The 12,752-nt window shown below is 63.1% G+C and carries 12 protein-coding genes; 9 read left to right on the plus strand and 3 right to left on the minus strand.

The genetic code is table 11. From position 1 onward, the window contains the following. Positions 1-247: 247 nt before the first annotated feature. A complete protein-coding gene (locus tag AC0QUY_RS34045) occupies positions 248-1,222 on the minus strand; it encodes an NADPH:quinone oxidoreductase family protein (protein WP_247833726.1) in 975 nt (324 codons plus the stop codon). Between the two features lie 111 nt (positions 1,223-1,333). Here AC0QUY_RS34045 and AC0QUY_RS34050 point away from each other — a divergent pair, with 111 nt between their 5' ends. The 8 genes from AC0QUY_RS34050 (at position 1,334) to AC0QUY_RS34085 (ending at position 9,663) form a co-directional block, all read left to right on the plus strand. After that, entirely contained in the window at positions 1,334-2,173 is an 840-nt protein-coding gene (locus AC0QUY_RS34050; protein WP_475390368.1) for an SDR family oxidoreductase, read from the plus strand. Between the two features lie 179 nt (positions 2,174-2,352). Beyond that, complete coding sequence (locus AC0QUY_RS34055; protein WP_161850885.1) at positions 2,353-2,997, plus strand: invasion associated locus B family protein; 645 nt, start codon at positions 2,353-2,355, stop codon at positions 2,995-2,997. A 196-nt stretch (positions 2,998-3,193) separates the two neighbouring features. Next, a complete protein-coding gene (gene rlmN, locus AC0QUY_RS34060; protein ID WP_161850884.1) occupies positions 3,194-4,393 on the plus strand; it encodes a dual-specificity RNA methyltransferase RlmN in 1,200 nt (399 codons plus the stop codon). 8 nt (positions 4,394-4,401) lie between these two features. Beyond that, a complete protein-coding gene (locus AC0QUY_RS34065) occupies positions 4,402-4,893 on the plus strand; it encodes a hypothetical protein (RefSeq protein WP_475390369.1) in 492 nt (163 codons plus the stop codon). A gap of 2 nt (positions 4,894-4,895) precedes the next feature. Beyond that, entirely contained in the window at positions 4,896-5,387 is a 492-nt protein-coding gene (locus AC0QUY_RS34070) for a hypothetical protein (protein ID WP_475390370.1), read from the plus strand. Positions 5,388-5,465: 78 nt separating this feature from the next. Next, positions 5,466-6,227, plus strand: a complete 762-nt coding sequence (locus AC0QUY_RS34075) for a phosphatase PAP2 family protein (protein WP_475390371.1) — start codon at positions 5,466-5,468, stop codon at positions 6,225-6,227. Positions 6,228-6,440: 213 nt separating this feature from the next. After that, on the plus strand, positions 6,441-7,778 hold the full coding sequence (gene argG / locus AC0QUY_RS34080; RefSeq protein ID WP_475390372.1) for an argininosuccinate synthase: 1,338 nt from the start codon (positions 6,441-6,443) through the stop codon (positions 7,776-7,778). 127 nt (positions 7,779-7,905) lie between these two features. Next, positions 7,906-9,663, plus strand: coding sequence for an alkaline phosphatase (locus tag AC0QUY_RS34085; protein WP_475390373.1), 1,758 nt, complete (start codon positions 7,906-7,908; stop codon positions 9,661-9,663). Between the two features lie 21 nt (positions 9,664-9,684). Here AC0QUY_RS34085 and AC0QUY_RS34090 read toward each other — a convergent pair whose 3' ends face one another. Further along, positions 9,685-10,305, minus strand: coding sequence for a TetR/AcrR family transcriptional regulator (locus AC0QUY_RS34090; protein WP_475390380.1), 621 nt, complete (start codon positions 10,303-10,305; stop codon positions 9,685-9,687). A gap of 226 nt (positions 10,306-10,531) precedes the next feature. On the opposite strand from AC0QUY_RS34090, the gene AC0QUY_RS34095 reads away from it, so the two are divergent. Continuing rightward, the gene (locus AC0QUY_RS34095; protein ID WP_475390374.1) at positions 10,532-11,488 is read left to right on the plus strand and encodes a homocysteine S-methyltransferase family protein; all 957 of its coding nucleotides are present in this window, start codon (positions 10,532-10,534) and stop codon (positions 11,486-11,488) included. Positions 11,489-11,602: 114 nt separating this feature from the next. Here the strand turns inward: AC0QUY_RS34095 and AC0QUY_RS34100 are convergent. Continuing rightward, a partial coding sequence (locus AC0QUY_RS34100; RefSeq protein ID WP_475390375.1) for an OmpA family protein occupies positions 11,603-12,752 on the minus strand: 1,150 nt, incomplete at its 5' end.

Below are 12,752 nucleotides of genomic sequence, written 5' to 3' on the forward strand. Positions count from 1 at the left end.
AGCCCCATCATCCGGCGGCTAAACTCGCACACGGATTGGGTTCAAAAAACGACAATCACCGGGGGGAATTAGGAAATTTTTTGGTATGATTAAGGCGGACAAGCGGCATAACGCGGTTCAGAAACACGCATTGTTACCGACGAATTATATCAGTGATATAAAAGCGTGGAACAAACGGCCCGAGCAAGTCGCGGGCCGTTTTCACTTTTTCCAGCTGGCGGCAATTCAATAGAGGTCCGGTTCCCTCTCACGGATGCAGGATTACCTTGCCCATCGCCTTGCGGCCGGCCAGCACCTTGAGCGCTTCGGCGGTCTGCGCCAGCGGGAAGGTGCGGTCGACATGCGAGGAGATCTTGCCTTCCGCGGTCCACTTCACCAGCTTTTCCAGGTTGGCGCGGTTCTTTTCCGGATTGACCCTGGTCCACGCGCCCCAGAACACGCCTCTGATATCGCAACCTTTGAGTAGCGCGAGGTTGAGCGGCATCTTCGGAATGTCGCCCGCGGCAAAGCCGATCACCAGGAAGCGGCCCTCCCAGGCGATCGAGCGCAACGCGGCCTCGGCGTAAGTGCCGCCGACCGGATCGAAGATGATGTCGGCGCCCTTGCCCCCGGTGAGCCGGCGCAAGCCCTCTTTCAGGTCTTCCTTGCTGTAGTTCAGGGTCAGCTCGGCGCCATGCGCCTTGGCAAATTCGAGCTTCTCGTCCGACGACGCGCAGGCGATCACCTTCAAGCCCATCAGCTTGCCGAGTTCGCAAGCCGCAAGCCCGGTGCCGCCGGCAGCGCCCAGCACGGCCAGCGTCTCACCGGGCTTCGGGCTGGCGCGATCTTCCAGCGCATGCAGCGCGGTGCCGTAGATGATGATGATCCCGGCGGCGCGATCGAAATCCAGATTGTCGGGAATCTTCACGATCGAGCTTGCCGGAAGTGCAATCTTTTCGCGTGCGCCGTTATGGCCGCACGAGGCCACCACGCGGTCGCCGACCTTCAGATCGGTGACGCCGGCGCCGACGCTTTCGATCACCCCGGCAACTTCGGCGGCCGGCGAAAACGGGAACGGCGGCTTGATCTGGTACTTGCCCTGGATCATCAGGATGTCGAAGAAATTCAGCGCAGCCGCCTTGATCGCGATCACGGCTTGTCCCGGCTCGGCCACCGGGTCCGGCACGTCGGCCAGCACGAGATCGTCGGGTTGGCAATATTGCGAGCAGAGAATGGCTTTCATGGACGCACCTGATTGTCGGACCGGAAGGCTTGCAGCTTCTTGCCGGATTTGACGCCGGGCTACAATCCGATTCGGATGCATGGCTCGGGGCGGATGAAGAGGATTCAAACGATGTTTGAAAAGGGCTTGCTGGCGGGGAAGCGGATATTGGTCACCGGCGGCGGCTCGGGCCTCGGGGCTGCGATGGGGCGCCGCTTCGTCGAGCTCGGCGCGGAACTAATCATTTGCGGCCGCCGGCTCGAATTGCTGGAGGCGACGGCAACGCAGATGCGCGATGAGCTCGGCGGCAGGGTTACGGTTGCACAATGCGATATCCGCGACGGCGCCGCGGTCGATGCGATGATGGACCAGATCTGGCGCGCGGCGCCGCTCGACGTTCTGGTCAACAATGCTGCCGCGACCTTCATTGCCCAGACCGAACATTTGTCGTTCCGCGCGGCGGACGCGATCCTTGCGCCGACGCTGCACGGCGCGATGTACTGCACGCTCGCCGCGGGCAAGCGCTGGATCGACGGCAAACGCCAAGGCGTGGTGCTGAGCATTCTCTCGACCTCCACCATCACCGGCCGCGCCTTCACGGTGCCGTCGGCGATGGCGAAATCTGCCGTGCTCGCGATGACCAGGAGCCTTGCGGTGGAGTGGGGACCGAAGGGTGTGCGCACGGTTGCGATCGCGCCCGGCGCGTTTCCGACGCCGGGCGCCTCGGGTCAGCTTCGTCCCGAGGGCCGCGATGAAAACTGGGCGCAACGCAATCCGCTCGGCCGCGCCGGCGAGCATGGCGAACTTGCAAACCTGGCGAGTTTTTGGATTTCGGATCAGGCCGGCTACATCAATGGTGAGATGGTAGTGCAGGACGGCGGCTCGCATTTGCGCAGTTCCGGCGCCGAGGATCTGCTGCAATGGACCGATGCGCAGTGGCAAAAACAGCGCGAGCGTCGCCCCAAGGGTTAAGTCAAGCGCTGAAACCGAAGCCCGTGCTCTGATTCGCTGAAGGCGACCTGAGACGAAGGGTCGCCACAGCGGTGACAACAATGTAACCGCCTTCCCAAAAAAGCATTTCCCGGCTATCCATCCCCGGCGGCGCGACGCGCCCTCGGGCCATCATCCAGTCACAATGATAAGGGAACCAGTTGTCCGTGTTGCGAATACTGACATTTCTGGTTGCGATTGCGGTGTTGGGCGGGGCGACATCCCTCGCACAGGCACAGGGCACTGCTTCGAAGGGCGCCAAGGATTCGGCTAAGGATGCGGCGAAGCCCGCGCCAGCACCGGCGGCCAAACAACCTGCAAAGCAGGAACCGGCCGCAGCCGCTGCCGCAGGCGGCGCGGAGCCGACCCTGATCGGCCAGTACGGCACTTGGGGCGCCTACACGGCGACTCCGAACGGCAGGAAGGTTTGCTTCGCGCTGGCGAAACCGTCGTCGTCCAAAACCAATCCGCCGAATCGTCCGCGCGATCCCGCCTACGCCTTCGTCTCGACGCGGCCCGCCGAAAAGGTCGTCAACGAAGTTTCGATCATGATGGGCTATGCGCTGAAGCCGGGTTCGGAATCTTCACTCGAGGTCGGCGGCGCTGCCTACGCGATGTACACCCAGGGCGACGGGCTCTGGATCAAGAACGCCGCGGAGGAAGAGCAGATGGTCAGCGCCATGCGCAAATCCGCCGAAGTCACCGTCAAGGGCGTTTCGGCCAAGGGCACCGAGACTACCGACACCTTCTCGCTGAAGGGGCTATCCCAGGCGCTCGACCGGCTGGCGCAGGATTGCAAGCGCTAGACCGCTTTTTTTGCCTAAATTTGCGTTGTTTGCGGGCTCTGGAAGGCCTATTTGGGTGCGTAGGGTGGGCAAAGGCGTGCAGCGCCGTGCCCACCATTGATATTTGTGGTGGGCACGCTTCCGCCTTCGCTCGGTGAGCTACGGCGGACAGGTCGCTTTGCCCGCCTCATTCACTTCAACCGTCTCGTGTGAATAAATGTCGCTTTCATCTTCCGTGGCGCCGCTGGAGAAGGTTCCGCTCGAAACCTATGTGCCGCCAGCGAAACCCTCGCTGATCGGCCTGTCACGTGCCGAGATCGCCGACCGGCTCGGCGCGATCGGTGTTGCCCCCGCCCAGCGCAAGATGCGCACCCAGCAGCTCTGGCACTGGATGTATTTTCGCGGCGCCAAATCCTTTGCCGAGATGACCAGCGTCTCCAAGGATATGCGCGCGCAACTCGAGCAGCATTTTACCGTCGATCGTCCCGAAGTCGTGGCCGAGCAGATTTCCAATGATGGCACCCGCAAATGGCTGTTGCGCCTGCCGAGCGGCGATGCGTTGCAGAAAGCGCATGAAGTCGAGTGCGTCTACATTCCCGAAACCGATCGCGGCACGCTCTGCGTCTCCTCGCAGGTCGGCTGCACGTTGAACTGCTCGTTCTGCCACACCGGCACACAGCGGCTGGTGCGCAATCTCACCGCGGGCGAAATCGTCGGCCAGATCATGGTGGCGCGCGATCGTCTCAATGACTGGGCCGATCGCGAGACGCCGACCGGCAGCCGCCTTGTCACCAACATCGTCATGATGGGCATGGGCGAGCCGCTCTACAATTTCGACGCGGTGCGCGATGCGCTCCTGATCACGGCGGACAATGAAGGCATCGGCATTTCCCGCCGCCGCATCACGCTGTCGACCTCGGGCGTGGTGCCGAACATCATCCGGACCGGCGAGGAGATCGGCGTCATGCTGGCGATCTCGCTGCATGCCGTGCGCGACGAACTGCGCAACGAGCTGGTGCCGCTGAACCGCAAATATCCGATTGCCGAACTGCTGCAGGCCTGCCGCGACTATCCGGGCTCGTCGAACGCGCGGCGCATCACCTTCGAATATGTGATGCTCAAGGGCGTCAACGATTCCCTCGACGACGCCAAGCTGCTCGTCAAGCTGCTCAAGGGCATCCCGGCCAAGATCAATCTGATCCCGTTCAATCCATGGCCGGGCACGCGTTACGAGTGCTCGGACTGGGAGCAGATCGAAAAGTTCTCCGAATACATCTTCAACGCCGGCTATTCCTCGCCGGTGCGCACCCCGCGCGGCCGCGACATCCTCGCCGCCTGCGGCCAGTTGAAGTCGGAGACCGAAAAACTGTCCGCGCGCGAGCGCCAGGCGCTGCGCGCCATGGCGATGACGGATTGATGCGTCGCATGACAGCGTTCAGAAGGATGCTCGTAATTCTTGCCGCGCTCATTGCAGGCAACTTTGTTGCAGCAAATATTTTACTTGCCGGTATGGTTCTGACTGACGTCGAAAATTTGTACTACTACTCAAGGTGGGACTATTGGGGCGGCCCAATCGTTGGCTACCTCCTCTTAACTTTGTTTGCGACGGTCACGTTCTTTGTGTTCAGCCTTGTTCCTGCATTGATCGTCTTGATCTTTACAGAAAGTCTAAGAATTCGAAGTCGATGGTTCTACATGATGATGGCGGGCCTGGGATCGGCTTCGCTGGACGTCGCATGCACCCGTGTCGACAAGTTGATTAGCGCACGTTCGATCTGCAATGCGCCGAGCATAAGCGAACTGGCGGTCGTAACGATGGCAGGCCTCGCGGCGGGATTCGTCTTCTGGTGGATCGCCGGCCGTCGTTCGGGCGAGTGGAGGGCCCGAGCAGCGACAGTTCAGTTGACGCCGGTGTAGCCATGGCGCTGATCGGCCGCCTCTTCGTCATCCTGTTCGGCTTCCTCGCCGCCTGCTTCGTGGCCGGTATGATCGTGGTCGGCGCGGTGTTGTATCCGGAATTCAGCGATCTCGGCGGTGTACCGATCGACCAGGGTGCGATCAACGTCGTGCTCGGCTTCGGCTTCATTTTTCTGTCCGGCTTTGCGCTGCTGCCGGCGTTGGTCATCGTCCTGATTACCGAGGCTTTCTATATCCGCAGCGTGCTCGCTTACGCCGTCGGCGGCGCCATCGTCGGTGCGGCCTGCTATCTTGGCCTTACGCCATTCGATCCGGAATCGCTGCGCTTCGACGGCATCGTGCACCGCCATCTCGAAATCATGACCGGGGCGGGTATCGTTGCCGGCCTGGTTTACTGGATGATCGCGGGGCGATCCGCCGGCGCCTGGCGCGAACCGCCGCCTACCTTGCGGCCGCCGCCGCCGCTGCCGTCGCAGTCACGGCCATTCTCCTGATGTTTCTCCCCCTCTCCCACAGGCGGGAAGCGCGCTTGTGCCTTTTCATCCCCAATCGCCTCGGCTAAACCCCGCGCCATGAACCGTACCGGACTTGTTATCGCGCTGGGCTTGTCGCTCGTCATCGGACTGCTGTTTGGAATCTTTCCCGAACTCGATCTGCAGTTGGCGGCGTTGTTTTACGATGCCGGGAGCGCCTCGTTTCCGCTGAAGCAGAACGGGCTCGCCGCGTTCGCGCGCGACGGCGCGATGTGGATCGCCTGGGCGCTGGCGTTGCCGGCGCTGATTGCCATCGTTGCCAAGATAATGCGACCGGATCGACCGATGCTGGTTCCGGGACGCGCGGCGGTGTTCCTGCTGTCCACGATCCTGCTGTCCGCGGTCGTGCTGACCAACCTCACCTTCAAGAGTTATTGGGGAAGGCCGCGGCCGGTGGTGGTGACCGAGTTCAACGGGCCCTGGAAATTCGTGCCATGGTGGGATCCGCGCGGCGAGTGCGGGAAAAACTGCTCGTTCTTCTCCGGCGAGGGCGCCACCGCCTTCTGGGCCTACGCGCCGGCAGCGCTGACTCCGCCGCAGTGGCGGCCGTTGGCGTATGTGGCGGCGACCCTGTTCGGGGTCGCGACCTCCCTGCTGCGGATGGCGTTCGGCGGGCATTTCTTTACTGATGTCGCCGCCGCGGGCCTCGTCAGCTTTTTCGTGATCTGGCTGGCCTATGCCTTTATTTACCGCTGGCCATCGACCCGGCTGACGGATGCGCAGATCGAGGCGGCGCTGGCGCGCTGGGGCTGGCCCGGCTATCGCCTGTGGCAGCGCTGGCGCGGGCGCGAGGCGGGGTAGTCCGGCTCCGGCCGCAAGGCTCCATTAAAGGCGTGCCCGTCAGCGCGAAATTTGATATTCGCCCCTCAAAGCCGCTAGAGCTTAGCGGTTCTGATTGGATCAGAACCGAAGCTCTAGATTCTTGTTCTGACGCGTTTTCTTCACGCGAACCGGTATCCACTTCGCTTGAAAACGCTATAACGACATCCGCCATTTCGACCGATTGGAAGCTCCATGACTACGATCCTGAAAAGCCTGCCCAAGGGAGAAAAAGTCGGCATCGCTTTCTCCGGCGGTCTCGATACCAGCGCGGCGCTGCTCTGGATGAAGCAAAAAGGCGCGCGCGTCTTTGCCTATACTGCGAATCTCGGCCAGCCCGACGAGGCCGACTATGACGAGATTCCGCGCAAAGCGCTGGAGTTCGGCGGCGAGAAGGCTCGCCTCGTCGATTGCCGCACGCAACTGGTCCATGAAGGGATTGCGGCCATCCAGGCCGGCGCCTTCCACGTCTCGACCGGCGGCATCACCTATTTCAACACCACGCCGCTCGGCCGCGCCGTCACCGGCACGATGCTGGTCTCGGCCATGAAGGAGGACGGCGTTAACATCTGGGGTGACGGCTCCACCTTCAAGGGCAACGACATCGAGCGGTTTTATCGCTACGGCCTGCTGACCAATCCGAATTTGCGGATCTACAAGCCCTGGCTCGACCAGCAGTTCATCGACGAATTGGGCGGCCGCGCGGAAATGTCTGATTTCATGACCGCCAATGGATTCGCCTACAAGATGAGCGCCGAAAAGGCGTACTCGACCGACAGCAATCTGCTCGGCGCCACCCATGAGGCCAAGGACCTCGAGAACCTCGACAGCGGCATCAAGATCGTCAATCCGATCATGGGCGTGCCGTTCTGGCGCGACGACTGCGCGGTCAAGGCCGAACAGGTCAAGGTGCGTTTTGAGGAAGGCCAGCCCGTTGCGCTGAACGGCCAGACATTCACCGACCCGGTCGCCCTGTTCCTCGAAGCCAACGCCATCGGCGGCCGGCATGGCCTTGGCATGAGCGACCAGATCGAGAACCGGATCATCGAGGCGAAGAGCCGCGGCATCTACGAAGCGCCCGGCATGGCGCTGCTGCATATCGCCTACGAGCGCCTGGTCACCGGCATCCATAACGAAGACACGATCGAGCAATACCGGATCAGCGGCATGCGGCTCGGCCGCTTGCTCTACCAGGGCCGGTGGTTCGATTCGCAGGCCCTGATGCTGCGCGAAACCGCCCAGCGCTGGGTGGCGCGCGCCGTCACCGGCGAGGTGACGCTCGAACTGCGCCGCGGCAACGACTACTCGATCCTGAACACCGAGAGCCCGAATCTGACCTACCAGCCGGAGCGGCTGAGCATGGAGAAGGTCGAGGATGCCGCGTTCACGCCGGCCGACCGTATCGGCCAGCTCACCATGCGCAACCTCGACATCGCCGATACCAGGGCCAAGCTGAAGGTCTATGGCGACACCGGTTTGCTGTCGCCTGCGGAAGGCACCGAGATCTTCAAGCTCGAGAGCGACAAGGGGTGAGCCGCGCGGGAGTCTCGGCTCCCTGTGTTACCGAGATGTCATTTTGCGCGGCTAGGCTCGCCGCGCAGCGCGTACGGCGTTGAATTCGGCCGTCCGCGGCACCACCAACGATCGCGGGGCGTCAATCATGATCAAGCCAATCGCCGCAGCCGCCATTGCCGCGCTGTTGTCGGCATCGCCGGCATCGGCTCAAACGATCTATCCGATCGACCGCGCCGAAATCCTCGCCGGCGCCCGTTTCGATCTCAAGGTCGAGTTTCCCGATCGCGTCGACCCGGCGAAACTGAAAGTGACGGTCAATGGGACGGACTATCCGGCCGTGTTCGGCCAGGGCGGAACCTTTGTCGAGCGCGAAGACGGCAAGGACCAGTCGTCGTTGATCCTGCGCGATGTCGCATTGTCCAAGCCCGGCAGCGTGACGGTCGAGGTCAGCGACGGTACCCGCAGCCGCAGCGTCGTGTGGACGGTCTACGATACCGGGCCGCGCAAGGCGAAGAACGTGATTCTGTTCATCGGCGACGGAATGTCGCCCTCGCATCGCATTGCGGCGCGGTTGCTTTCCAAGGGCATCGCTGAAGGAAAGAGCCTCGGCAAGCTCGCGATCGACGACATGCCGCATATGGCGCTGGTGGCGACGGCCGGTTCCGATTCGATCATCACCGATTCCGCTAACTCGGCCAGCGCCTATGCCACCGGTCACAAGAGCGCCGTCAACGCGATGGGCGTCTATGCGGATCGGACCAAGGACCCGTTCGACGATCCCAAGGTCGAAACCATTGCAAGCCTCGTCAAGCGCCGGCTCAACATGGCCGTCGGCATCGTCAGCAACACCGAGATCCAGGATGCAACCCCCGCGGCGATGGTGGCGCATACCCGTCGCCGCGCCGAGTACGATCAGATCGTCGAGCAATATTTCGCGGCCAGGCCCGACGTGTTGCTCGGTGGCGGCAGCGCCAATTTCCTGCCAAAGGCTGCGTCCGGAAAGCGCAAGGATGATGTCGATTACATCGCCCGCTTCAAAGAGGCTGGGTATCCCTACGCGACCACCGCGGGCGAGCTGAACGCGCTCGCGGCAAAGCCCGAGACGCGCCAGTTGCTCGGCCTGTTCGCCGCCGGGAATATGGACGGCGCGCTTGACCGCAAGTTCCTCAAGGGTGGCGGCGTCAAGAAATTCCCCGAGCAGCCCGACCTGACCGAACAGGTTCAAGCTGCCTTGAACGTGCTGTCGAGGAACGAGGCCGGCTTCTTCCTGATGGTGGAGTCCGGAATGATCGACAAATACGCGCATCTGCTCGACATGGAGCGCGCGGTCTATGACACCATCATGCTCGATAACGCCGTGCGCCTCACCCGCGATTGGGCGAGCAAGCGCAGCGACGACGCCCTGATCCTGGTTGTGGCTGACCACAACCATCCCAACAGCCTTGTCGGCACTATCAATGACGACATGACTTCGACACCAAACATGCCGTTCCGCGAACGCGTCGGCGTCTACGACAAGGCCGGCTTCCCCAACTATCCGCCGCCCGATGCGGAAGGCTATCCCTCGCGCGTCGACGTCAGCCGGCGGCTTGCCATCTTCTCAGCCAGCCTTCCCGATCACTACGAGACCTTCCGTCCCAAGCTCGACGGTCCGAACGAGCCGACCGTGAAGGGCGACGATCCAGCAACCTTCAAGGCCAATGAAAAATACAAGGATGTTCCCGGAGCGGTGCTGCGGCCGGGCAACCTGCCGGCGCTGGTTGGCGCAAGCGTGCATTCCGGCGAAGACGTCATCCTGACCGCGACCGGGCCCGGCAGCGAACGGGTGCGGGGCTCGATGGACAATACCGAAGTCTTTCGCGTGATGGCGGAGGCGCTCGGCCTTGCAACGGCGGGCCAGTAGCTTCGCGCGGGCTTGCGAGCCTCATGGAGTCGACGGCGGAGCAAACATCAGCTTGATGCAGCTTCGAAAGATCAGGATCTGGCGTTCGAGGCGGCTCGGATCGTTCAGCGTCTTGGACATGATGATGGCGCCGTCGACGATGCAGGACAGCATGTCGGCGACATCATCGAGGTCGACAGGCTCCCGCGGAGGGTAGACCGACGCGATGCCGTCGAGAATGGCGCGAAAGCGCGCGTTCCAGTCGCGCACGGATTGCGCGGTGAGGTCGCGTATCTCGCGATCGAACAGCCGCTCCTGATAGCAGATGCTGGCGATCAGACAGCCCGGATGGCCGCTCGGCAGATCGGCCATCGTTTCCGCGAGCAGCTTCAGCGAAATCAGGAACGCCTGCAGCGGGTCGTCGGAAAGCTCGCGGCCGCGCCCGAAGATGTCGTCGAAGAGCTGGTCATTGGTTGCGACATAGCGGCGGAGCATTTCGCGCGCGAGCGCGTTCTTGTCCTTGAAGTGATAGAAGAAGCCGCTCTTGGTCAGGCCGGCTTCCGCGATCACTTCCTCGATCGAGGTGGCGCCAAATCCCTTGGCGAGAACCGCCGCCTCCGCGATTTCGAGAATTCGCTCGCGCGTCGCTTCGCCCTTGCTCATCCGGGGCTCCGGAACTGTACTCATGGTACGGTTTCTCCACGGCGGTCGGTGCGACAGCGCTGCCGCTCAATCTGCAACCATCTGATTTCGTACCACTTTGCAGCTTCCGGTTCATCCGCACCGCAAGCCGCCTAGGAGGCCGCGACACTATGAGGCACCAACATCGCCGGACCTGTCAGATGCGGGAGAGACGTATCGAGGTCCTTCAATGCGCGGAGATGTTGAAATGGCCAAATACCGACACGCCCTGCCGCAGCGCCGCGGCGGCATTTTCCTGACCGATGGCGGCATGGAAACGACGCTGATCTTCCACCAAGGCGTGGAGCTGCCGCACTTTGCCGCCTTTGTGCTGCTCGACAGCGCCGAAGGGCGGGAGCAGCTCAAGCAGTATTACGCGGCTTATCTCGCGGTTGCGCGCGACCATGGCACGGGCTTCGTGCTCGACAGTCCGACATGGCGCGCCAATCCGGACTGGGGCACCAAGCTCGGGTACGATGCGTCCGCGCTCAAGGCGATCAATGTCCGTTCGATCGCATTCCTGGAGGAATTGCGCGCCGGCTGGGAACGGCCGGGCGCGTCCTGCATCATCAGCGGCGCCATCGGTCCGCGCGGCGATGGCTACAAGGCGGGCAACATGGATGCGGCGGAAGCCGAGGACTATCATCGGGCGCAGATCGCGGCCTTTGTCGAGGGTGGCGCCGACATGGTGACCGCCTATACGCTCACCAGCATCAATGAAGCGATCGGCATCGCGCGCGCCGCGAAAGCGCTGGAGATACCGGCGGCGATCTCGTTCACCGTGGAGACCAATGGCCGTCTGGTGAAGGGCGAGACGTTGCGCGAGGCGATCGAGACGGTGGATCGTGAGACCGATGGCGCGCCCGAATACTTCCTGATCAACTGTGCGCACCCGACGCATTTCGAGGATGCGTTGCAGGCGGGCGAAGCCTGGACGGAACGTATCCATGGCGTCAGGGCCAACGCCTCGACCAAGAGCCATGCCGAACTCGACGAATCCGAAACGCTCGATGCGGGTGACCCGGCCGATCTCGGGCGGCGTTACATGGCGCTTCGGAGCGCGTTTCCGAAGATGCGGATTCTCGGCGGTTGTTGCGGCACCGACCACCGGCACGCATCGGCCATTTGCGAGGCCTGTGTGACACCGCGGGCGCTCAGCGCATGAGAAAACTTGTTATGACGCGTTTTCTTGACGCGAACCGGTGCCCACTTCGCTTGAAAACGATCTAATAAAAATAGCCGGGATTGCCCCGGCTATTTTCATTTGCGATGACCTTTCCTATCGGCGCGGCGGCGCGGTGCCGGGCGGGGGCGGCGGCAGCGAGGCCTGCCCGCCATTGAGCAGCGGCGTGATGTTGCGGATGGTCACGCGCCGGTTGATCGGGCTCGGCCCGTCGATCTGCTCCTTCAGGTACTGCTCGCCATAGCCTTGCGAGGTCAGGTTTTCCGCCGGCACGTTGAACTGCTGCGTCAGCAGGGTGGCGGCGGATTCGGCGCGGCGATCCGACAGCGATAGATTGTCGACGTCGTTGCCGACCGCGTCGGTGTGGCCCTCGATCAGGAACACCGCGCGCGGATTTTCCTGGATCGCGCGGTTGAGGCCGTCGGCGATCGCCTGCAGCTTCGCCGTCTGATCGGGCGGGATTTCCCACGATCCGGTTGCGAAGTTGATGGTGTTGACGTCGATGCTCGGCATCCGCTGCCGCACCGTGGGGCTGTAGCGGATTTCGTCCAGCGAATAACGCCGTTCGATCCGTTCCACCGGCGGCGCCATCATGGTCTCGTAGAGCACCTCCGGCGATGCCTCTTCGGCGTCGACGATGTACCGGTTATAGGGAATGCGCACCACCGGCGGCGCCAGGGCGACATAGAATCCGCCGCCCCCGCGCGGATCGCGGTAGCTGTTGTCGATAATGATGACCTCGCGGCCCCGCTCGTCGCGGCGGATGCGGCGCAGCAACTGGCCGTCGCGGCCGACCACCGTGATCACCTGCGTACCATCAGGCCTGATCACGACGGTGCGGGTCTCGCCACCGACGGTCTGGGTCTGGATGTCACGCGCACCGTAGCGGAAGCGGTCCACCTCGCTGTGACGGACATATTGCTGACCGCCGGGATCGCGAATGATGATCCGGCCGGGCTCGGTGATGATGGTGCGGCCGCCCTGCTGCGTCTCGCGACGCTGGCCGCGGAAGTCGTCCAGTCGCTGCGGGCCAACAGGCGCAGCACCCGGGGCGACTGCCCTCATGCCCTCCGCAGGCGGAGGCGGCGGCGGCAATGGAGCCGTGACCTGAGGCGCACGCTGGAAGGCCGGCGCGACGGTTGGCGGCGCATTGCGCACCTGGCCGGCGGGCGGCGTGGCGTTGGGCGCGCCCGGCACAGCGGTAGGCGCCGTCGGCGCGGCCATGCCGCCCGGCGCGGCAGGTGCG

The organism is Bradyrhizobium sp. WYCCWR15520 (assembly GCF_056174665.1).